General features: G+C 63.1%; 22 protein-coding genes and 1 tRNA gene. 14 read left to right on the top strand and 9 right to left on the bottom strand.

The window, feature by feature from the left end; genetic code table 11:
• Positions 1–90: 90 nt before the first annotated feature.
• Positions 91–1,749 carry a bifunctional UDP-sugar hydrolase/5'-nucleotidase gene (locus GGD63_RS22385; protein ID WP_183245313.1) on the bottom strand — a complete coding sequence of 553 codons (1,659 nt, stop codon included), beginning with the start codon at positions 1,747–1,749 and terminating at the stop codon, positions 91–93.
• Between the two features lie 180 nt (positions 1,750–1,929).
• Positions 1,930–2,688, bottom strand: coding sequence for an enoyl-CoA hydratase-related protein (locus GGD63_RS22380; RefSeq protein ID WP_183245312.1), 759 nt, complete (start codon positions 2,686–2,688; stop codon positions 1,930–1,932).
• 252 nt (positions 2,689–2,940) lie between these two features.
• On the opposite strand from GGD63_RS22380, the gene GGD63_RS22375 reads away from it, so the two are divergent.
• Positions 2,941–4,185, top strand: a complete 1,245-nt coding sequence (locus GGD63_RS22375) for an MFS transporter (protein WP_183245311.1) — start codon at positions 2,941–2,943, stop codon at positions 4,183–4,185.
• A gap of 150 nt (positions 4,186–4,335) precedes the next feature.
• On the opposite strand, the gene GGD63_RS22370 is transcribed toward GGD63_RS22375, so the two are convergent.
• Positions 4,336–6,114, bottom strand: a complete 1,779-nt coding sequence (locus GGD63_RS22370) for an acyl-CoA dehydrogenase (RefSeq protein ID WP_183245310.1) — start codon at positions 6,112–6,114, stop codon at positions 4,336–4,338.
• 258 nt (positions 6,115–6,372) lie between these two features.
• Here GGD63_RS22370 and GGD63_RS22365 point away from each other — a divergent pair.
• Positions 6,373–6,447, top strand: a tRNA-Gln gene (locus GGD63_RS22365).
• Positions 6,448–6,762: 315 nt separating this feature from the next.
• Here the strand turns inward: GGD63_RS22365 and GGD63_RS22360 are convergent.
• Positions 6,763–7,743: a LysR family transcriptional regulator gene (locus tag GGD63_RS22360; RefSeq protein ID WP_183245309.1), complete on the bottom strand. Its 981-nt coding sequence runs from the start codon at positions 7,741–7,743 to the stop codon at positions 6,763–6,765.
• 103 nt (positions 7,744–7,846) lie between these two features.
• Between GGD63_RS22360 and GGD63_RS22355 the strand changes: the two genes are divergently transcribed.
• Genes GGD63_RS22355 through GGD63_RS22300 form a run of 12 tightly spaced genes read left to right on the top strand, consistent with a single transcriptional unit; the run spans position 7,847 to position 17,165 of the window.
• A complete protein-coding gene (locus GGD63_RS22355) occupies positions 7,847–8,791 on the top strand; it encodes a ketopantoate reductase family protein (RefSeq protein ID WP_183245308.1) in 945 nt (314 codons plus the stop codon).
• 4 nt (positions 8,792–8,795) lie between these two features.
• The gene (locus tag GGD63_RS22350) at positions 8,796–9,182 is read left to right on the top strand and encodes a VOC family protein (RefSeq protein WP_183245307.1); all 387 of its coding nucleotides are present in this window, start codon (positions 8,796–8,798) and stop codon (positions 9,180–9,182) included.
• 13 nt (positions 9,183–9,195) lie between these two features.
• The gene (locus GGD63_RS22345) at positions 9,196–9,666 is read left to right on the top strand and encodes a MaoC/PaaZ C-terminal domain-containing protein (RefSeq protein WP_183245306.1); all 471 of its coding nucleotides are present in this window, start codon (positions 9,196–9,198) and stop codon (positions 9,664–9,666) included.
• Positions 9,663–10,889: a CaiB/BaiF CoA-transferase family protein gene (locus tag GGD63_RS22340; protein ID WP_183245305.1), complete on the top strand. Its 1,227-nt coding sequence runs from the start codon at positions 9,663–9,665 to the stop codon at positions 10,887–10,889. The genes GGD63_RS22345 and GGD63_RS22340 overlap by 4 nt, the downstream gene beginning before the upstream one ends.
• Before the next feature lie 3 nt (positions 10,890–10,892).
• Positions 10,893–11,720 (top strand): shikimate dehydrogenase, encoded by an 828-nt coding sequence (gene aroE / locus GGD63_RS22335; RefSeq protein WP_183245304.1) that lies wholly within the window; start codon positions 10,893–10,895, stop codon positions 11,718–11,720.
• Positions 11,721–11,735: 15 nt separating this feature from the next.
• Positions 11,736–12,590, top strand: a complete 855-nt coding sequence (locus GGD63_RS22330; RefSeq protein ID WP_183245303.1) for a shikimate dehydrogenase — start codon at positions 11,736–11,738, stop codon at positions 12,588–12,590.
• A 51-nt stretch (positions 12,591–12,641) separates the two neighbouring features.
• The gene (locus tag GGD63_RS22325; RefSeq protein WP_183245302.1) at positions 12,642–13,310 is read left to right on the top strand and encodes an amino acid ABC transporter permease; all 669 of its coding nucleotides are present in this window, start codon (positions 12,642–12,644) and stop codon (positions 13,308–13,310) included.
• Positions 13,311–13,321: 11 nt separating this feature from the next.
• Positions 13,322–13,978 (top strand): amino acid ABC transporter permease, encoded by a 657-nt coding sequence (locus tag GGD63_RS22320; RefSeq protein ID WP_183245301.1) that lies wholly within the window; start codon positions 13,322–13,324, stop codon positions 13,976–13,978.
• Between the two features lie 51 nt (positions 13,979–14,029).
• Positions 14,030–14,857 carry a transporter substrate-binding domain-containing protein gene (locus GGD63_RS22315; protein WP_183245300.1) on the top strand — a complete coding sequence of 276 codons (828 nt, stop codon included), beginning with the start codon at positions 14,030–14,032 and terminating at the stop codon, positions 14,855–14,857.
• A 57-nt stretch (positions 14,858–14,914) separates the two neighbouring features.
• Positions 14,915–15,661, top strand: a complete 747-nt coding sequence (locus GGD63_RS22310) for an amino acid ABC transporter ATP-binding protein (protein WP_183245299.1) — start codon at positions 14,915–14,917, stop codon at positions 15,659–15,661.
• A gap of 13 nt (positions 15,662–15,674) precedes the next feature.
• Complete coding sequence (gene aroQ, locus GGD63_RS22305) at positions 15,675–16,124, top strand: type II 3-dehydroquinate dehydratase (RefSeq protein ID WP_183245298.1); 450 nt, start codon at positions 15,675–15,677, stop codon at positions 16,122–16,124.
• Positions 16,125–16,130: 6 nt separating this feature from the next.
• Complete coding sequence (locus GGD63_RS22300; RefSeq protein WP_183245297.1) at positions 16,131–17,165, top strand: Gfo/Idh/MocA family protein; 1,035 nt, start codon at positions 16,131–16,133, stop codon at positions 17,163–17,165.
• A 372-nt stretch (positions 17,166–17,537) separates the two neighbouring features.
• Here GGD63_RS22300 and GGD63_RS22295 read toward each other — a convergent pair whose 3' ends face one another.
• From GGD63_RS22295 to GGD63_RS22275, 5 genes are all read right to left on the bottom strand, one after another.
• Positions 17,538–18,146 carry a hypothetical protein gene (locus tag GGD63_RS22295; RefSeq protein ID WP_183245296.1) on the bottom strand — a complete coding sequence of 203 codons (609 nt, stop codon included), beginning with the start codon at positions 18,144–18,146 and terminating at the stop codon, positions 17,538–17,540.
• A gap of 97 nt (positions 18,147–18,243) precedes the next feature.
• Entirely contained in the window at positions 18,244–18,495 is a 252-nt protein-coding gene (locus GGD63_RS22290; protein WP_183245295.1) for a hypothetical protein, read from the bottom strand.
• A 27-nt stretch (positions 18,496–18,522) separates the two neighbouring features.
• Positions 18,523–19,311 carry a 3-hydroxybutyrate dehydrogenase gene (locus GGD63_RS22285; protein ID WP_183245459.1) on the bottom strand — a complete coding sequence of 263 codons (789 nt, stop codon included), beginning with the start codon at positions 19,309–19,311 and terminating at the stop codon, positions 18,523–18,525.
• A 67-nt stretch (positions 19,312–19,378) separates the two neighbouring features.
• The gene (locus tag GGD63_RS22280; RefSeq protein WP_183245294.1) at positions 19,379–20,170 is read right to left on the bottom strand and encodes an acetoacetate decarboxylase; all 792 of its coding nucleotides are present in this window, start codon (positions 20,168–20,170) and stop codon (positions 19,379–19,381) included.
• 29 nt (positions 20,171–20,199) lie between these two features.
• The gene (locus tag GGD63_RS22275) at positions 20,200–21,372 is read right to left on the bottom strand and encodes a DUF3734 domain-containing protein (RefSeq protein WP_183245293.1); all 1,173 of its coding nucleotides are present in this window, start codon (positions 21,370–21,372) and stop codon (positions 20,200–20,202) included.
• Positions 21,373–21,403 lie beyond the last annotated feature (31 nt).

Raw genomic sequence — 21,403 nt, 5'->3', positions numbered from 1 at the left:
ATCCGGCGCCAAAACGCAATGCCAAACCCAATCTATGCGCTTGGACGGGAATGGCAAAGGGTTGTCCCGTTCCGGCCCGTTTGATCCGGATCAATTCACGCGCAGGATGCGAGTCGGAGGCAGCGGGCCGATCGGCCCGTGCGCCCGGAAAAAGGCGAACAGCGCATCGGCATCGTAGCCGCCATATTGCGGCGCCGAGCCCTGCTTGGCGACCGTGAAGCCATCGCCGCCGACGGCGAGGTAGTCGTTGAGGGTGACTCGGTAGCCGGTCCCAGCCTCGATCGGCCTGCCGTTGAGCGTCATCTTCTCGGATGCGATGCGTTCGCCGAACGGCTTCGAGCTGTCCCAGGTGTAATTGAACCCGTTCGACACCTGCAGGATCCGCGGTCGCTTCGGATCGAGCCATTGCTGCTCCAGCATGTCCTTCAGCTGGCTGCCCGTGAGCGTCATGGTGACGAGGCGGTTGCGGAATGGCTGGCTGGCGAAAACATCGCCGAACGTTATCGCGCCGTTCTCCTTCGGGACGATATCGGTGCGGATGCCGCCGGGATTGGTGAGCGCGATGACAGCGCCACCATCCTTGGCCTCCCTGGTCGCCGCGAGTTGCGCATCCGCGATGACATCGCCGAGCGCGCTTTCGCCGGCCTCGTTCGGAACGCGCGACAGCGTCTGCGTCACCGATCCGGCCGGCCGGTTGGCGATCGGCGCCGACAGCTTGTCATAGGCGTCGATCAATGCGGTCTGTTCGGGGTCCTTCGCCAGCGAGGCATTTGCGACGATGACGTTCTCGCCCTTCGCGCTGACAATGTCGCGGGTTGCCGGATCGAGCTTGAGGTCGATCGCCGTGACCAGTGTGCCGTACTTGTCGCCGCTGGTGACGAGCCGCCCGTCGATATCGCAGACATAGGCGCGATGGGTGTGGCCGCTGACGACGACGTCGACGGCGCGATCGAACTTCTTTACGATATCGACGATGGGCCCCGTAATGGCGGGGCATTCGTTGTAGTCGCCTGAGGGCTCGCCGCCCTGGTGGATCAGCACCACGATCGCCTCGACGCCGCGCGCCTTCAACTGCGGCACCAGCGCATTCACCGTCTCGGCCTCGTCGCGGAATTCGAGACCGGCGATGCCTGATGGCGAGACGATGCCTGCAGTCTCCTTCAGGGTCAGTCCGATGAAGGCGACAGGGATGCCGTCGAACTCCCTGATCTCGTAGGGCGGCAGCACGCTCTTGCCGGTTGCGGTTTCCACGGTGGAGGCTGCGAGATAGTGGAATTTGGCACCTAGGAAGGGATGCGGCCCCTGGCAGCCGTCGAGCGGATGGCAGCCGCCGTTCTGCATCCTGAGCAGCTCGGTCTTGCCCTCGTCGAATTCGTGATTGCCGACTGAGGTAATCGCAAGCCCCATCATCGAGAGCGATTCGATCGAGGGCTCGTCGTGGAACATTGCCGACAGGAACGGGCTCGCCCCGATCAGATCGCCGGCGGCAACGAAGATCGTGTTCCTGTGCCCTTCGCGCAGCTGCTTGACCAGCGTCGCCATGTACTCGGCGCCGCCGGCCGCGACCATCACCTTCCTGGTCTTGTCCTCGGGGTCATTGATGCGGATGCCGCCCGGCGGCGGCCGCAGATTGCCGTGGAAATCGTTGATCGCGAGAATGCGCAGCTCGACGGGTGCGGCGGTCTGCACAGAGGCGGGGAGGGAGGCAAGCGCGAGGACGAGCGCAGCAAGGATCGATCGGTATTGCATGGAACCAGATTAGTCGTTCGGCGCGAAGATTTCACGAAAGTTCTCGCCGTCATTCCGGGGCGCGACGAAGTCGCGAGCTATGATGCGCAATTGCGCATCTGAGAATCCATTCATCCATCAACTCTGTGGCCCGATGGATTCCGGGCTCGCGCTACGCGCGCCCCGGAATGACGGTGGGGCTCACCGCTTCTTCCTGTTCGCAAAGGCATTGAACGCAGCTACTGCGTCGTCCGATTTCAACCGCTCGCCGAACAGATGGGCCTCCTGGTCGATGCGGCGGGTCAATTCCTCCGGCGGGGTGCGCAGCAGTTTGCGCGAGGTCGCGACGGCCTCGGCCGGAAGCCGGCAGATCTCGCGCGCCACCTTGCGCGCCTCGACTTCCGTATGTCCCGGCGAGACCACGCTGTTGACGAAGCCTGCGGCTTCGGCTTCCGCGGCGGAGAAGGTCCGCCCCATCACCAGCATCGCGAAGGCGCGCTGGTACCCCATCGTGTTCGGCATCAGGAGGCTGGCGGCGCCGACCGGCACGAGCCCGAGCTTGATGTAGGGCGCGGAGAATGTCGCGGCTGTCGAGGCGAGCACGTAGTCGCAATGAAACAGCATCACGGTGCCCATGCCGATCGACGCGCCGTCAACGGCGGCGATGATCGGCTTGGTATTGAGGGCGAGCGAATAGAGAAATTTCGCGCCGTTCGACAGCGTCTCTGGGCGCGCCGTGTCGGCGTGGAGAAAGTCGTCGATGTCGTCGCCGGCGGTGAACACGCCGGAGCCGCCGGTGATGATCATGCATCGGATATCGGGATTGTTCTGCGCGGTGTCGATGGCGTGGCTCATCTCCCGGTACATGTCCTGGGTGATCGCGTTCTTCTTGCCCGGACGGCGCAGGGTGATCACGCGCGTCTCCCGCTCTTCGGTGACCACGATATTGCCATTCGGCATGAGAACCCCCCCTGCGCCGCTGCGCCGTTTGTCGCCCGCGAGTCTCGCAAGCCTCAGCCTACATCATCTTGCAGGCGTGCCAATGCGCTCGCTCAACCTTTTCGGTTGATGCGCGCGAGGCCGCGCCCACCGCGGGTTGCATTACTGTCACGCGCCGTTGCGCGCCGCAACAAATAGCTACAATGTTTCATTTGAAAAACCGGTGGTTGTGGGGCACGATCGCGCTTTAGTTCCATCTGGCCGGCTCGATTGATGGTTGCCGCAACGGGCGTTGACGAATCTTCGCTGTCCTATCGCGGCTGGCGCGTTGTGCTGGCCTGCTTCCTGATGGCCTTCTTCATGTTCGGCTTCGGCCTTTACGGCCAGGGCGTCTATCTCGCCGAGCTCCAGCGCGCCCATGGCTGGCCGGGCACGCTGGTCTCCGCGGCCAGCACCTTCTCGTTTCTGTTGACCTCCGTCCTCGTCATTTTCACCGACGACCTGCTTGCCCGCATCGGGCTGCGCTCGCTGATCCTGTGCGGTCTCTGCGCGCTGGGGGCGTCGACGGTGCTGCTGGCGCTGATGCAGACGCCCTGGCAGCTCTATCTCGCCTATGCGCTGATGTCGGTCGGCTGGACCGGCATGGGCACCGTGGTGATCGCGACCGTGCTCAATTCCTGGTTCGAGCGGCGCCGCGGCCTCGCGCTCAGCCTCGCCTTCAACGGAGCGACCTGCGGCGGCATCATCCTCGTTCCGCTGCTGCTGTCGCTGACCGGCAGCATCGGCTTCCGTTCGGCGATGCTGGCGGCGACGATCGCGATGGTGGTGCTGGTGCTGCCGGTGGTCGTCGGCTTCATCGGTTGGCCCGGCGGGACATCATTGGCATCGGGTGGACGCTCCTCCGTTGCCGGCACAGCCGCCCCAGTGCATTCACGCAAGGCGCTGCTCGCCAATGCGGCGTTCTGGACCATGGTGCTGCCGATCGCGATCGCGCTGCTGGCGCAGATGGGATTCATCATCCACCAGGTGACGTTCCTCGAACCGCTGATCGGTCGCGCCAGCGCCGGCCTTGCCGTGACCATCATGGCCGCGATGGCGGTGGTCGGACGCCTGTCGCTCGGCCTGTTCGTCGACCGGCTCGATCCGCGGCTTGCCTGCGCGGCGTCGATGACGAGCCAGGCGGCCGCGCTCTTCGTGCTTCTCCAGAGCACGAGCCCGACCGTGCTGCTGGTGTGCTGTGCCGTCTACGGCTTCTCGATCGGCAACATGATCACGTTCCCGCCCCTGATCATCCAGCGCGAGCTCGGCTCCGCCGCCTTCGCCGCCGCGATGGGATTGGGCACCTCGATCAGCGGCGTCGTCAGCGCCTTTGGCCCGGGTATCGTCGGCCTCGTGCGAAGCCTCACCGGCAATTACACGACTGCGTTCGCGATATGCGTGGTGTTGGACCTGGTCGCCGCGGGAATCGTGCTGTGGCGGCCGGGCAGGCGGAGCGCGAAAGTTCGTAGGGTGGGTTAGCCCTGTGGTTGCGCGAAGCGCAGTCCGCGGGGTGTAACCCACCTCTTCTGCATCCGCGGAAGCAGACGCTGGTGGGTTACGCCGAACAGAAGCACTTCGTGCATCTGCTCGGCTAACCCATCCTACGCGTCTGTGCGCTCGGTAAACCGCTTACCTCAACAGCACCGCGTCCGCCGCCGCGACCGACTCCGCGCTCTCCGTCACGGTACGCTCGAGCGCGCCGGCCTGCACACTGATGTTCTCGGCGAAGAAACGCGCGAGCGAGACGTGGCGCGCGGCGTCGGTGTTGCCGTCGGCTTTCGCGGCGAGCGCCTCGGAAGCAAGCATGCAGCCGCCGAGCGTCGCGCCGAACTGCTGCAAGTAAGGCGTGGCGCCGGCGAGCGCCTCGTTCGGTGCCGAGGTGACGCGCTCCAGCAGCCATTTGCTGGTGCGCGTCAACGCCTCCAGCGCCTCGCGCAACTTGACGCCGGTGGTGCCGAAAGCGGGATCGTTGGAAGCTTCGACCTGCTTGACCGTTGCCGCGAGCTCGTCGAGCAGCGCCCACACGGCCGCGCCGCCATTGGCCGCGAGCTTGCGCGTCACAAGGTCGATCGCCTGGATGCCGTTGGTGCCTTCATAGATCGCGGTGATGCGCGCGTCGCGATAATGCTGCGCGGCGCCGGTTTCCTCGATGAAACCCATGCCGCCATGCACCTGCACGCCGAGATAGGCGACCTCGTTGCCGATATCGGTGGAATATCCCTTCGCCATCGGCGTGAGCAGCGCCGCGCGCGCGGCCGCGTCGGCGCGGACCTTGGGATCCTTGGCCCGCGTCGAGACATCGATCGCGACGGCGGTGGCGTAGCAGATGGTGCGCGCGGCCGCGGTCTGCGCCCGCATCCGCATCAGCATGCGCTTGACGTCGGGATGCACGAAGATCGCGTCCGAGCCTTCGCCCTTCTTGCCGATGGCGCGGCCCTGCTTGCGTTCCTGCGCATAAGACAATGCCTGCTGATAGGCGCGATCGGCGACGCCGACGCCCTCCAGGCCCACGCCGAGCCGCGCCTGGTTCATCATCGTGAACATGCAGCGCATGCCTTGGTTCTCTTCGCCGATCAGGAAACCGATCGCGCCGCCCTGATCGCCCATGGTCATGGTGCAGGTTGGCGAGGCATGCATGCCGAGCTTGTGCTCGACGCCGGAGGCAAAGATGTCGTTGCGGGCGCCGAGCGAGCCATCGGCGTTCACCATGAACTTCGGCACCAGGAAGAGCGAGATCCCCTTGGTGCCTGCAGGCGCGTCGGGCAGGCGCGCGAGCACGAAATGCACGATGTTGTCGGTCATGTCGTGCTCGCCATAGGTGATGAAGATCTTCGTCCCCTTGATGCGATAGGTGCCGTCGGCCTGCTTTTCGGCGCGAGTACGCAGCGCGCCGACATCGGAGCCGGCCTGCGGCTCGGTGAGTTGCATGGTGCCGGTCCATTCGCCGGAGACCAGCTTTTCGAGATAGATCTTCTTCAGCTCGTCGCTGCCATGGGCATCCAGCGCCTCCATCGCCGACGCCGTCAGCAACGGGCAGAGCCCGAAGGCGACGTTGGCCGCGCTCCAGATCTCGGTGCAGGCGGCGTTGATCGCCAGCGGCAGGCCCTGGCCGCCGAAATCCTCGGGTCCCGACACCGCGTTCCAGCCGCCCTCGGTCCAGCGCTTATAGGCATCGGGCCAGCCCGGCGCAGTCGTGACCTTGCCGGCATCCAGCTTGATGCCGTGCTCGTCGCCGATCTTGTTGAGCGGCGCCAGCACGTCGGTTGCGAACTTGCCGGCTTCCTCCAGCACGGCGGCCGCAATGTCGGCATCGAAATCGCCGTAATGGCCGGCGTCCACCGCCGCCTTCAGGCCGGCGCCATGGTTGAGCGACAGCAGCATGTCAGAGATCGGCGCGCGGTAGGTCATGGTTCACTCCCGGAGACAGGTCTTGGCGGCGGTCTTCCCATGAATTGCCGGCGGTCTCAACTGCCCGTACGCCAGGACGGCTCAGGCCCGGAACAGGGCCTCCACCCGGACTTATATAGAGTGTGGCGCCGCCGCTCGCGGGGGCTGTGGTATTTTGCCCCTCCAGGCGGTTGAAATGCCGTGCCGCAGCCTATAGACCGGCTGCGATCCGAGGGAATCTGCGGTAGCCAGTTCTTCCGCCGTCCCGAGGTCGCCTGTTGGGGCGTAGCCAAGCGGTAAGGCAGCGGATTTTGATTCCGCCATTCGGAGGTTCGATCCCTCCCGCCCCAGCCAGTGTTTAAGCTGTTGAGTTCATTCGTTAAGCAGTTCGATCTCAGTCAGGTCTTTTGGGCGCGTTTGGAAACAGGGACTCAGTCCAGAATCGAACTAAACGGCGTGGCCATGCTGGCTTATCTCCGAGGCTTCCATCCCAACATATGCCGCGGAAGCTGCTCGGGCAGGTCTGTTTTGCCCTCATCGTAGAATAGGGTGCTACGGCGAACGAAGCGGACGACCGGTCGAGATGCGGTTGTGCGGAATTTGCAGCCGTGCCGCAGTCCGCCCAGCCGGCGGCCATGGGGGCGGTCGTTGCCCCGCTATTGGGGACCACTACGACTGCAAATCGCGTGGCCTTCGTTTCCTTGCCCGACCGGAACGATGTAGACCACGCACCTCCTGCTGTTGAAAAAGCTCGCCGCACACGTCACGCAGCCATTGGTTTGCCGGGTCGTGATGGAAGCGGGCGTGCCAATATTGCTTCACCGTAAAGCCGGCGATCGCCAGTGGGCAGTCGAGGACGCGCAGTCCGTAATAGTGAGCCAATGTTTCGCCGATGTGCCTTGGAAGGGTAGCGATCAGGTCCGTCGTCCCGACGATTGCGGGCAGTCCCAAAAAGCCAGGTAGCTCAAGCGCAACGTCGAGGACTATCCGCTGCTCCTGTAGTGCGTCCGCGAGCAACTGATGTCCGGTGCCGGAGCGAATGAGGACGTGCGCTTCACGCCTGAAATCCTTTGTGGTGATGCGGTCGCGGATCCGGGCATGTTTTGCGTTCGCCAAACAGACCCAATCCTGGGGAAAGAGCGCCTGTTGGAAGTGCCCGGCGTCGAGGTCCGAGATGTAGCCGAGCGCCAGATCGGCCTCGCCGGATTGCAGCATTCGTGGGGTATCCGCGCCGATCTGTGTCGCCTCGATACGAACGCCAGGGGCAACGCGGCGAACGTGAGCGAGAATAGACGGAAGCAGCGTGACGTGGCTCGCATCCGTCATGCAGATGACGAAGCGGCGTTTTGCAGTCGTCGGATCGAACTCTGGGCGAAGCTCCGCCAGACGTCGCAGCATCTCCAATGCCTGCCGGGCCGTGCCGATGAGCGCCTCGGCGCGCGGAGTCGGCAGCATTCCCTCAGCCGACCGAATGAAGAGCGGATCGGCCAGTTCCTTCCGTAGGCGCGCCAGCCAGATCGAAATGGTCGGCTGGCTCTGGCCTAGCTTCTCGGCCGCCTTGGTGACGCTGCCCGTGGCGAACAATGCGTCAAACAGCCGGAGCAGGCGCGGCTCCAGCAGAGTCGTCTCGGGGAGGTCTCGCTGCTTCATTGCGATCTTCAATAATGGTTATAAGGATCATAGCATATCCAAATACAGGGCAGCCTGCTAGCACGCTTCCAACGCCAAGGATGGGCGAGGGAGAAGCGTTCGGATGAGGATCTGCTTTATCGGAGCGGGAGCCCTGGGCTCGACCATCGGCGGCACGCTGGCGCGCGGTGGGGCCGAGGTTTGGTTGATCGATCCGTTCCAGGCCCATGTTGACGCAATCAACGCCAACGGTCTCCGGATGCTCGAGGGTGACGCCGAGACCGTCGTGAAGGTCTCGGCCTGTACCTCCGCGACGCAGGTCGGCATCGTGGCGGACCTCGTCATCGTCCTTGTCAAATCCTATCACACGCGGGATGCGATCCGGGCGGCAGCGCCGATCATAGGCCCGCAGACGGTCGTGATGTCGCTTCAAAACGGTCTTGGTCACGAGGACATCCTTTCAGAGGAAGTTGGTCGTGACCGGGTCATGGCAGGCAAGACCTATGTTGGCGGCGTGCTGCTCGGCCCCGGTCATGTTCGCTCCGGAGTGGTCGGCAAGGAAACCATCATCGGCGAGCTTGACGGACGCTTGACGGAACGCGCGCAGCGAATTTCCGAGACGTTCAATCGTGCCGGCATTCTCACGCTGCTCAGCGACAACATCCTGGGCACGATGTGGGACAAGCTGTTCATCAACGTCGCCGGAGGAGGAATTACCGCGGTTACCGGGCTGACTTATGGCGGCCTCTATTCACTGCCGGTCCTGGAAGAGTGTGCGCTGGCCGCAATCTCGGAGGGCATCGCGGTCGCGCAGGCGGCCGGCGTGAAGATCTCGATTGCCGATCCGCGCCGGGCCTGGACGATGGCGTCTGCTGGACTGCCGCCCGAATTCAAGACATCGATGTTGCAGAGCTTGCAGTCCGGCAATCTGACCGAGGTTGATTACATTCACGGCTCCGTCGTGCGTTGGGGCGCCAAGCTCAACGTGCCGACCCCCGTCAACGCGACCCTTGTCGCGTTGGTCAAAGGGCTCGAATACGCCCGCAGCGACTATCCTGGAAAGGCCTGAGACGATGTCGCTGCCCCGCGCTTATGTCGAACACGTCGCGATCCGCGTGCCGGACGTTGATCATCACGTCGACTTCTTTCGCGAGGTGCTTGGTCTCACTATTCGCGACGAGCAACCCGCCGATGGTGCGCGCCCGCGTCAGGTATGGGTGCTGGGAAGCGTGCAACTCATCGAGGATCCGCATTTTGCCGGGCCGGAGGGGCGTCTCGCCCATCTCGGCATCATGGTCGACGACTACGAAGGCGTACTCGCTCGCGCCGCCGCCTGGGGCGCCAAGGCTTTGCCCGCCGGCCCGAACTGGCTCGAGCTGCCGGGCGGCCTGAACGTCGAGATATTGCAAGCCAGCGCAGGCGCCGTGGAAGCCGCCCTGGCGATCAATCCCCGTGCCTAGAGGAAGACGCGACATGACCGACGAGCGCTACTGGGACGATGCCGAGGTCGGTGACGAATGCGTCACCCCCTCGGTGACGGTCACTGAAGCAATGGTGAATGCCTACGCCGAGCTAACAGGCGATTTCACGCCTGTTCATGTCGACGAGGAATACGCCAAGACCACACCATTCGGTACGCGCGTCGCGCACGGGCTGTTTGGGCTGTCGCTGGCCGACGGCTTGAAGACCCGTGCCGACTACCGCTTCCTTCCGGGAATGTCGCTGGGCTGGACGTGGGATTTCAAGCTGCCGATCAAGCTCGGCGACACCGTGCACGTCAAGTTCCGCGTTGGTTCAATGCGCTCGACGAAGCGGGAAGGGTGGGGCATCGTGGTGCTGCCCTCGGAGCTGATCAATCAGCGCGGTGAAGTGGTGCAGCTAGGCGAGCACCGGCTGATGATTCCGATGCGCCCGAAGACCAGCGTCGCGGGAGAGCAGGCATGACCGCACAAGATCTGCCGCTCAAAGGCATTCGCGTCATCGACTACAGCCATTTCCTTGCTGGTCCGTTCATGGGCCGTTGCCTCGCCGCGATGGGTGCGGAAGTCATCAAGGTGGAGCGTCCGAAGCAAGGTGATGCGGGCCGCGCCCACGGCTATTTCAAGGACGGACAATCCGGCTACTTCCTGCAGCAGAACATGGGCAAGCAGGGATTGTGTATCGATCTGCGCGACAAGCGTGGCCTCGACCTGATGATGAAGCTGGTCGACACAGCCGACGTCTTCATCGAGAACTACCGCCCCGGCGCACTCGAGCGCCTCGGGCTCGGTTACAAGGCGCTCTCGGCGCGCAATCCCGGACTGATCTACTGTTCGGTCTCCGCCTATGGTCACACTGGTCCCTATGCCGACCGTCCGGGCTTCGGTCTGATCGCAGAGGCGATGTCGGGCGCTCTGGCGCAACTGGGCAATCCTGGCGAAGCGCCGCCGCTGCTGCGGATGCCATTGGCCGATATGTACACCGGCATTCACGGCGTGGCTGCCATCAATGCAGTGCTGGTCGGCCGCGCGTCGTCCGGGCGCGGCCAGCATATCGATCTGGCGCTGTACGACTGCATGGTCTCGATGCACGACTATGCGGTTCAGCGCTACTTCCTCTCCGGCGGTACCGACCTGCCGAAGCAGACCGGCAGCGGACAGCCGGAATCGACCGTTTACGGCGTCTTTCCGGCCAGGGACGGCAATCTCGTCATCGCCGCGCAAGTCGATGATGCCTGGCGACGATTGGCGACGCTGATTGGCGGAAGCAGGTTGTCATCCGACGAACGCTTCACCACGCCTGCCGCGCGGAACGCCCATTATGCCGAAGCGATGGAGATCGTGCGCAACTGGACTCTGTCGCAGTCGTCTCGGGATGCTTGTCTTGCGGCACTTGACGAAGCAGGTGTGCCGTCCGCTCCCGTGCAGACCATCGAAGAGGTCGTGAAGGATCCGCAGATCCACGCGCGCGGCATGCTGGTCGAGCAGGAGCATCCTGTGCTCGGCAAGGTGACGTTGCCGAACCTGCCGTTTCGGTTCTCCGATTGCGACACCACGGTGCGGACTCCGGCGCCGCTGCTCGGCCAGGACAATTGCCGTATTGCAATGTCGCTGGGACTGTCGGCCGAGCTCGTCGAGGCGATGGTGCGTGACGGTGTCCTCTATAACGAAGCTGCAGTGCAGGAGTGAGCCATGAGCGATCGTTATGCGGTGATCGGCAATCCGATCGGCTTCAGCAAATCACCTCTCATCCATGGCACTTTCGCCAGAATGACGGGACAGGACCTTGTCTATGAGGCGATCGAGGGTCCCCTCAATGGCTTTAGCGAACGGGTTGATCAATTCCGGACAGAGGGCGCCAAGGGGCTGAACATCACCGCCCCGTTCAAGCTCGATGCCTTCGCCTATGCAAGCGAGCTTTCAGAGAGCGCCAAACGAGCAGGCGCCGCAAACTGCCTGAAGTTCGATGGCGATCGGATCATTGCCGAGAATTTCGACGGGATCGGCCTCGTGCGCGACATCACCGTCAATCTCGGCGTCAAAATGGCCGGCCGCCGCGTCCTGATGCTCGGTGCCGGAGGAGCAGCGCGTGGCGCGCTGCTGCCGTTCCTGCGCCAGGAGCCGACCGAGCTGGTTCTCGTCAACCGGACGCTGGCGAAAGCGGTGGCATTGGCCGAAGAGTTTGCCGGCTGTGGCCCCCTGATCGTCAGCGGCTATGCTGAACTGGCCGACCTTGCCGAAGGCTATGACGTCGTGGTCAACGCGACATCGGCCAGCCTGCGAGGTGAGATGCCGCCACTTCCCGGCAATGTCTTCCGCGGTGCGGAGCTGGCATACGAACTCGCCTACGGCAAGGGATTGACGCCTTTTCTACAGGCGGCCCGCGCAAAAGGCGTAGCCAGGCTGGCCGACGGCGTCGGCATGCTGGTCGAGCAGGCGGCCGAAGCTTTTTCCTGGTGGCGCGGCGTTCGACCGAGCACGGCTCGGGTCATCGCCGAGCTGACTGTCCCTTTGAGCTGACGGGCGATGCCGACCATGCATCAGAAGTCCAGCTTTCTCGTCGGCCTGATCGGCAGCGGCATCGCTGCGTCCCGCACTCCGCCCATGCACGAAGCGGCCGCTGACGCCGCCGGCATCCGCTACCTCTACAAGAAGATCGATCTCGCCGAGTTGAAGCTTGGCGTAGAGGCATTGCCGGAATTGCTGACGGCGGCAAAGCGGACGGGCTTTGACGGGCTGAACGTGACCCATCCCTGCAAGCAGGCGATCATTCCACTGCTGGATGAGCTTTCGCCTGACGCGGAGGCGCTTGGTGCCGTGAACACCGTGGTCATCAGGAACGGTCGAATGACCGGCCACAACACCGACTGGTTCGGCTTCGCCGAGAACTTTCGCCGCAACATGCAGGGTGCATCGCTCGGTCGTGTCGTCCAATTCGGCGCCGGCGGTGCAGGAGCTGCGGTCGCCTTCGCGCTGATGAAGCTCGGCGTGCGGGAGTTGACCATCATCGACGTCGACTCGGCCAAGGCGCAAAATGTGGTCGACGGCTTGTCTTCTCGATTTTCAGAGGGGCGCTTGAGGGTCGGCCAGGATGTCGCGGCCGCCGTTGCTGCCGCAGACGGAATTGTCAACGCCACGCCGATCGGGATGGACAAGTATCCAGGGACGCCGCTGCCGACGGCCCTGTTGCGTCCCGATCTCTGGGTCGCCGAGATCGTCTACTTCCCGCTGGAAACCGCATTGCTGCGTACGGCGCGTGCCCTCGGCTGCCGCACCGTCGACGGCGGTGGCATGGCGATCTTCCAGGGCACCGAAGCATTCCGCCTGTTCACGTGCATCTCACCTGATCCAGACGTCTTCTTCGCCACTTTTGCCTCCCTGGGAGGGTGACACCCGGCCGATGGGCGAGCGGCACGCACAACGCCCGAGAGGAAACGCAAGATGGGCTATACGCTCGATTTCTCGGTGGTTTGGCATGCGATGCCGGCCCTGCTGTGGGGGTGCGTGGGCACGTTGGGCCTGGCGCTTGCCGGCATGACGCTCGCCATGACGATCGGTGTCGCCGGCGTCGCGGCACGCGATTCGAAGGCGGCCTGGTTGCGGGCCATCGTAATCGGCTTCGTCGAGATCGTGCGCAATACGCCTTTCCTGGTGCAGATCTTCTTTCTGTTCTTCGCCCTGCCGCTGATCGGATTGAAGCTCAATCCGACCGCCACCGCCATTATCGCGCTCGGTGTCAATGGCGGCGCCTACGCCATCGAGATCATCCGCGGCGGGGTGCAGTCCATTCATAAAGGGCAGGTGGAAGCCGGCTACGCGCTCGGACTGCACAAAGGGCAGGTGTTCCGGTTCATTGTGCTCAAGCCCGCGCTTCGCGCGATCTACCCCTCGCTGACGGGGCAGTTCATCATGCTGACGCTGACCTCATCGATCTGTTCGGCGGTATCGGCTTACGAATTAACGTCGGTTGCGCAGCGCATCGAAAGCGACACGTTCCGCAGCTTCGAGGTCTACTTCTTCGTCACCTTCCTCTACCTCGCGATCTCCTGGCTGTTGATGCTGGGTTTCGCGGTCGTCTCTCACCGCGTCTTCTCCTATCCGACACGCTGAGGGAGGCGATCATGACACCGCATTTTGGTCTTCCCGAGTTCGGCTTCCTGCTGCGTGGGCTGCAATGGACAATGCTGCTGACGGTGGTCGCGTTTGTGGGCGGCTGCACGGCGGGGCTGGCGGTCGCGTTGCTACGCACCTGCGGTCACAAGGGCGTGGAATGGATCACCCGCATCTACATCGGGATATTTCAGGGCACTCCGCTGCTGCTGCAGCTCTTCGTCGTGTATTACGGATTGGCGCTGACCGGGCTGAAGCTCGACGCCTTCGTCGCGGTGGCGATCGGCTTCACCGTGAATGCCTCCGCCTTCCTCGGCGAGATCTGGCGCGGCGCGATCCAGGCCGTGCCGCGCGGCCAGACCGAGGCGGCGATGGCGCTTGGACTGCACTATTCGTCTCGCATGCGCGACATCGTGCTGCCGCAGGCGATCCGCATCTCGCTGCCCGCGACCATCGGCTATCTCGTGCAACTCATCAAGGGCACTTCGCTCGCCGCCATCGTTGGTTTCATCGAACTCGCCCGCGCCGGTCAAATCGTATCGAACCAGACCTTCCAGCCGTTGCTCGTCTTCGGCGTGGTCGGCGCGATGTACTTCATCCTCTGCTGGCCACTGTCGTGGTGGGGCAGTCGGATGGAGGCCAGGCTAGCCCTGGCCGGTCAAAGGTAGGAACGGCGCACCTGCTCAATCACAAACAGCCATCACCAGGAGGAGATACTCATGTTGTTTTCACCCAACCGCCGCCAGCTCGGCATCGCGCTGCTGGCATTGGCGGCTATCGCCATCGCAGGCAAATCGCAGGCCGGCACTCTGGAAGACGTGAAGAAGAAGGGCGTCGTCGTCATCGGCATTCAGGGCGATAATCCTCCCTGGGGCTATGTCGATAGCTCGGGAAAGCAGGATGGCATCGATGCCGACATGGGGCGCGCCTTCGCCGAATATCTTGGCGTGAAGGCCGAGTTCGTTCCGCTGGCGGTTGCCAATCGCATTCCGGCGCTGACCACGGGCCGCGTGGACATTCTGTTCGCAACCATGGCCATGCTGCCCGAGCGTGCGAAGGCGGTGCAGTATTCGAAGCCGTATGTTGCGAACGAGATTACGCTAGTCGCAGCCCAGGCAACGCCGATCAACAGCAATGCCGATATGGGCAAGTTCGTTATCGGCGTTCCGCGGTCCTCCACGCAGGATACTCAGGTGACCAACAACGCCCCGTCCGGGACCGAGATCCGCAGATTCGACGATGACGCAGCCACCATCCAGGCGCTGCTCTCTGGCCAAGTCCAGGCAGTCGGCGCGAATCTGTTTTATCCGCAGCGCCTCAACGCCGCAAAACCGGAACTGGGGTTCGAGCCCAAGCTTCACTTCACCGCTCTGTACAACGGCGCTTGCACACGACTGGGCGAGAAGGAGTGGAACGAGACGGCCAACAAGTTCATCGACGAGATCAAGTCGAACGGCAAGTTGGCGGGTTTCTACGCCAAATGGATGAAGGTCCCGGTCCCGGTCTTCCCGGGCTCCGTCCCCGGCGTTCCCTTCACCGTCCAGTAGCCACCGCGAGCGGCCGACGCGATCCGCGTTGGCCGCCGCCCAACGGCGGAGACCAGCATGCAGGACCAGATCCTGATCGAAATGAAGGGCGTGCAGAAGTGGTACGGCGGGTACCAAGCTCTCCGCGACGTCGATCTTATCGTGCGCAAGGGCGAGAAGATCGTGCTCTGCGGTCCGTCCGGCTCAGGCAAGTCGACGCTGATCCGCTGTATCAACCGCCTGGAGGCGATCCAGCAGGGCAGTATCGTGGTGAACGGCCATCGGCTGGACGACAGCATCAAGGCAATCGATGTCGTACGTCAGGACGTCGGCATGGTCTTTCAGAGCTTCAATCTCTTTCCGCATATGACGGTCTTGCAGAACTGTATGCTCGCACCCATCCGGGCGCGCCGGATCAGCAAGAGCGAGGCGGAAGCGATTGCGCGAAAATACCTCGAGCGCGTGCGCATCGGTGACCAGGCCGAGAAGTATCCGGCTCAGCTTTCTGGCGGTCAGCAACAGCGCGTCGCGATCGCGCGTGCGCTCTGCATGCAGCCGAAGGTGATGCTGTTTGATGAACCGACCTCGGCCCTCGACCCTGAGATGGTCAAGGAGGTGCTCGATACGATGATAGGTCTCGCCAACGACGGCATGACCATGATTTGCGTCACCCACGAGATGGGCTTTGCTCGCCAGGTTGCCGACCGGGTCATCTTCATGGCCGAAGGCCAGATCATCGAAGCAGGCGCGCCCGACGCTTTCTTCCGCAATCCACAGCACGCCCGCACCAGGCAGTTCCTTGGCGAGATCCTCGCCCATCACTGAACGGAGTACTTCCATGAGTCGCCTTGTCTACGTCCTGAACGGGCCCAATCTCAATTTGCTCGGCAAGCGCCAGCCCCACATCTATGGTCACGAGACGCTTGCGGACGTGGAGCGGGATTGCCGGGCGCTAGCCAAGGAGCTTGGCCTGGAAATCCGCTTTCATCAATCCAACAGAGAATACGAGATCATCGACTGGATTCACGAGGCGCGCGAGACGGCTGCCGGGATCGTGATGAATCCCGCGGCTTTCACCCATACGTCAGTCGCCATCCTTGATGCTCTAAACACGTTCGAGGGGACAGTGATCGAGGTACATATTTCCAACGTGCACAAGCGCGAGGAATTCCGCCACCACTCGTTTGTCTCCAAACGGGCTGATGGGGTCATCGCAGGGTTCGGCACCCAGGGTTATCTGCTCGGCTTGCGTCGTGTGGCGAAGCTGCTGGATGAGAAGAAGGAATAGCATCGTATGAGCGCACCCGTCCGCCTCTCGGTGATGGGAGCGGGTCTCATCGGCAAGCGACACGTCGAGCACATTCTCGCGCGGCCGGAGGCGGTGCTGTCATCGATCGTCGATCCGATGCCGGCGGCCCGAGAGTTGGCGGTTTCGCTGAAGGTGGACTGGTTTCCGTCCCTTCAGGACATGCTCTCCGAAAATCGGCCGGAGGGGGTGGTCGTCGCCACCCCCAATCAGATGCATGTGGCCAACGGCATGGATTGTATCGCAGCTCGCATCCCAGCGCTGATCGAGAAGCCGTTAGCGGATGACGTCGTCGCCGCACAGGCCCTGGTCGAGGTCTCCGAGCGGGCGGGGGTGCCGCTGCTCACCGGCCATCATCGCCGCCACAATCCGATGATCCAGCGCGCCAAGGCGGAGATCGACAGCGGCCGGCTCGGCCAGATCGTGTCGGTGCATGGCATGTTCTGGCTGATCAAGCCGGACGACTATTTCGATATGGCCTGGCGTCGCGAAAAAGGGGCGGGGCCTGTTTTCCTGAATCTCATCCACGATGTCGACCTGCTGCGCTACCTGTGTGGGGATATCGTCGCGGTGCAAGCTGCGCAATCGAATCGAGTGCGTGGAAACGCCGTCGAAGATACGGCGGTGATCATCCTGCACTTCGCCTCGGGCGCGCTGGGAACGGTCAATCTCTCCGATACCATCCAGTCGCCCTGGAGCTGGGAATTCACGGCTGGTGAGAACCCGGCGTACAGTCATACACAGGAGTCTTGTTACCAGATCGGCGGAACGAGGGCATCGCTCGCAATTCCGCAACTCGATCTATGGCATCACCCGAGCAAGGCCAGTTGGTGGGCGCCGATCGAGCGCGAGTACCTGAGATATGAGAAGGAAGACCCGCTCGGCCTGCAGATTGCCAATTTCTGCGGGGTCATCCGCGGTACGGCCGCGCCTGTGGTGAGCGGGCGTGAAGGGCTGAAAACCCTCAGAGTGATCGACGCGATCAAGCGCGCGGCAGAAACCGGAGATTTCATATCGGTTTGATATCGCAACGCACGGCGTCCACTCCGAGGTATCGGCGTCTGGAAATGTTGGCCGTCCGAAATTCGCAAGCCGGTAGATGCAGATCTTGGAGCAGGTTTGGAAAACTGAAAAATCCCATCTTCGCGGGCCGGTTCCACAGCATCGCCTTCCGGACTCGCAAGCCGTATCGAAACCGTCTCGGGCGACGATCGATCGCGCACGCGCTCGCCCGCCCGAGGGGCCGGAATTATGTCCGGGAGGGATTTGCCAGCCCGTGATTGAGCTTCACCGAACTAACCCGTGCCCAAAGCGCCGTCCTGCTAGGTGCTCGAGCGCCCTAGGAGGTTGCCAGCATATCGTGCCTGAACCGGGGCTTGTGAAATCCGGTGACCTTCAGCTCTTCGCGCCAGAGCCCTTCAGTGCCTTCCAAGCCGCCTGATTGGCCTGATCGAACGCCTTGCGAGACTCGGCGAGCGCTGCGCTCAGCACCGTCCATGACTCGCTGCCAGCCTGCTTCAGCTTCTGCAGACGCGCTTCCGCCTCTGACGCATCGGATTTCATCTGCTTGAGGGCGGCATCGAAATCCCCGGTATGAGTTGCGGCGACCTTGCCAGCCGCGTCACGGAACTTGTCGGCGGCCTCGCGCCAAGCCTTCGCCTGCGCGGCGGCGATGTCCTTGAATGTGGCCTGCTGCTGCTCGAGCTGCTTGCCGGCGCTCTCGAAGTAAACCTTCATCTGCGCCTCGAAGCCGTTCCAGTGCTTCTCGAGTTCCGTCCTGTTGCGTGCCCAGGCTGCTTCGCCGGCTTCGGCTTGCGTCTTGAGCTGCACCTGGAATTCGTCGCGGCGCTTCTTCAGATCGGCGATGATCTCCTCGGCCTTGACCTTGGATTCGGCCTTGGCCTCTCCGGCCTTGACCTCGAACGAGGCGAGTGCCGCATCCATCTCGTCGATGCGCTCCTTGGCCCAATTCAGGTAGAAATGCACGCTGCTTTGCTCCGACATGACCGTCTCCGTTGATTGTTCGAATTGCATGATCTCCGAGCTTGGCTTTGCTCGTGTTGACTTGGGTCAACTCCCTCGCCGTCTGGTGCCACGTTCCTCACGCCGCGAGATAGGGAAAGAGCCTTACCCCTTCATCCCTGGCCCTTGGCCGAGTGCGCGATCGACCGAAAGCAATCGCCGCATAAAAGTCGCACGGAGCCATCAGCTCGATACCTTGGGGCAGCACGTCCGCATTGAAGGTCTCCTCGCATACGCGCAGAGCGTTGGCGAGGCCGTCATCTTCCGCAGGATTGAGTTGGAAACGGCGTTTGGTCGCGTCGAGTAGGTTCGCTTTTTCGAGAGCAAGCACGATTGAAGCTCCGTGAATTGAAACCGGCTACGCAGCCGTCCAGCCGCCATCCATCGAGAGGTTGGCGCCCGTGATTTGAGCGGCCTCGTCTCTGCACAGGAACAGTGCGAGCGAGGCGACCTGCTCGACGGTGACGAACTCCTTGGTGGGCTGCGCGGCGAGCAAGACATCGCTGATGACCTCGTCTCTCCGCATGCGCCGGGCCGCCATCGTGCTCGGAATCTGCTTTTCGACGAGTGGCGTCCAGACGTAGCCGGGGCTGATGCAGTTGCAGGTGATCTTCGAGCGGGCGAGTTCCAGCGCCACCGTCTTGGTGAGGCCCGCGATGCCGTGCTTGGCCGCGACATAGGCCGACTTGAAGGGAGAGGCGACAAGTGAATGCGCCGAGGCCGTCGTGATGATGCGGCCCCAGCCGCGTCTCTTCATGCCAGGCACCACTGCACGAACGGCGTGGAAAGCGGCCGAGAGATTGATCGCGATGATGGCGTCCCACTTCTCGGCGGGGAAGTCGTCGATCGGCGCGACGTGCTGGATCCCGGCGTTGTTGACCAGGACGTCGACGCTGCCGAAGCTCGCCTCTGCGAGGGCGATGAGCCCGGCGATCTCACTCGGCTTCATCATGTCCGCAGGCGAGTAGATCGCCTTGACAGCGAAGTCGCGCGCGATCGCGGCGCGCGCCGCCTCGACGTCTGCGGGCGCTCCCATGCCGTTGATCACGACGTTAGCGCCCGCGCTGGCGAACGCCCGCGCGCAAGCTAGGCCGATGCCGCTCGTCGAGCCCGTGACGACAGCCGTCTTACCTTTCAGAATTCCCATCTCGTACACTTCCTCGTAAACGCGAACCATGGACCCCTGCGTCGCTGATCGCGACGCGCGCTCAATATTAGAAGACAAGAGCCTTCTCACCGGCTCGAATCGAACCGCGAGCCGGCTGTTGCAGATAGTCGTGCACCACTGTGCCGAGGCCGAGCGTGAGGTCGGCCCGGATGTGGACGGCGGAGACGATCTCCAGCACCGGCAGTTCGGCGACGGGCGCAAGGGCGTGTGGCGTGAGGGCCAGCGCCGCCGGTCCGCTCCATGCACCTTTCAGCACGATGTCCTCGAGATGATATTGAACGAGCTCGCAGATGCGTGGGCTGCCGTCGACGTGCGGAATGATCTTGAGCAGGAAGTTCGGCTCGTTGAGTGCAGCCTTAACCTTCGCCAGATCGGCCTCGCGGTGCTTGTAGCCCATTGTCCCCGTAGCGACCCTGAGCGGGCCGTAATCCAGGGTGCCGATCAGCGTGTCGATCTCGGTTCGCAGCGTCGGTTGCGCAAGCTTCTTCGGAAAGCCCCAGAGCTCGCGTCCGCCCGCGATAGGTCCCTCGTCGTTGAGGAACATGCAATGGGTGTAACCGCCCTTGCGTCCGCGGAACGAGACGGGAATGACCTGACCGCTTTCGGTGTAATCGCCAAAGCCGTTGGAATCGGGCATCCGGATGAATTCGTACTTGACGAGCGCTTCTCGCTCGTCGACCTCCAGCGGCTCCGGAACTATGGCCCGTAGCTTGGCCGGATCGGTGCGATAGGTGATGATCAGGTATTCGCGATCGACGAACCGGTACGGCCCGGGCGGATAGGCCGGGCTGGTCAGCGGCATCGCGAAGGCACGTTGTTTCACATCAGTCTCGCGCATTTGCGCTCTCTCCGGGCGATGAGATTGGGCTACTCGCGGCCGTCATGTTCGAGATCGAAGGTGAAGACCCCGTCGGGACCAGAAGGCCGGGCGAGCACTTCGGGATGGCGGAGGGTGCGCAGTGCGTCGTGGTAGCCGGCTTGCCAATGGTCCTGCATCGATAGGCGCGAGAACTCGTAATCCTTGGAATGCCCCTCGTGATTGCGCGCGCGATAGATCAGATGGACGATGCTGTAGACGTTCCGCGAGACAGCCGTGCTGAGCAGTTTCACGGCCTCATGCTGACTGAGATCGTCGGGCAGCCGGCCGAGCAGATCCGTGAGTGCGCGCCGCAGACGCTGCACGTGCTTGAATTGATCGGTGCTGGCGCGCGTGCGGCTCGAATACTGGATTTCCTTGTGCCGCGTGACGACCTCAGCCATGTTGCGGGGAAGTTGACCGCGCGCGCTCCAGAGGTCGACCTGAAACGCCAGCATGTCCTGCGGGGCATCCGATTCGATCACCCATTGCAGCGGCGTATTGGAGACGAGACCGCCGTCCCAATAGTGCTCGCCCTCGATCTCCACCGCCGGAAAACCCGGCGGCAGCGCGCCGCTTGCCATGATGTGCTCGGGCCGGATCGTATGGGTGGTATTGTCGAAATAGACGAAATTACCGGTTCTGACGTTGACCGCGCCGGCGCTGAAGCGCGTCAGCCCGGCATTGATACGATCGAAGTCGACCAGGCGCTCCAGCGTGGTCTTGAGCGCGCGCGTGTCATAGATGCTGGTCGCATCGCTGGCTCCGCCAGGCTGCAGCCAGGGCAGGACGGGACGGGCGGAGAAGAATCCGGTGGCGCCACACGTGGCCGCCAGACCGGCGCTCATCTGGTTGACAAGGTTGCGCGTGTTGTCGCTGCGCGTCCATTCCAGGAAGGGATTGCCCGACCAATCCCAGGGCGCCGTCGAGGTGACCTGGGTCCAGAAATCGCGCAGACGGTCGACACGAGACTCGGGCGGATTGCCGGCGATGATGGCGGCATTGATGGCTCCGATCGAGATGCCGGCGACCCAGTCGGGATGAATGCTGGCTTCAGCCAGGGCTTCGTACACGCCCGCCTGGTAGGCGCCGAGCGCACCGCCGCCTTGCAACAGCAGCGCGATGCAGTCGAACGGAAGCTGCCGTTGTGCGGATGAGAGTTGTGATCGGGGCTGAAAGTTCATGGCGTGTGCTCTTGAATTGCTGATTGGATGC

This window comes from Bradyrhizobium sp. cir1, from assembly GCF_014198245.1.
Lineage (GTDB): Bacteria > Pseudomonadota > Alphaproteobacteria > Rhizobiales > Xanthobacteraceae > Bradyrhizobium.
Note: the sequence above shows the minus strand (reverse complement) of the source record. Positions and strands in the feature narration are given on the sequence as shown.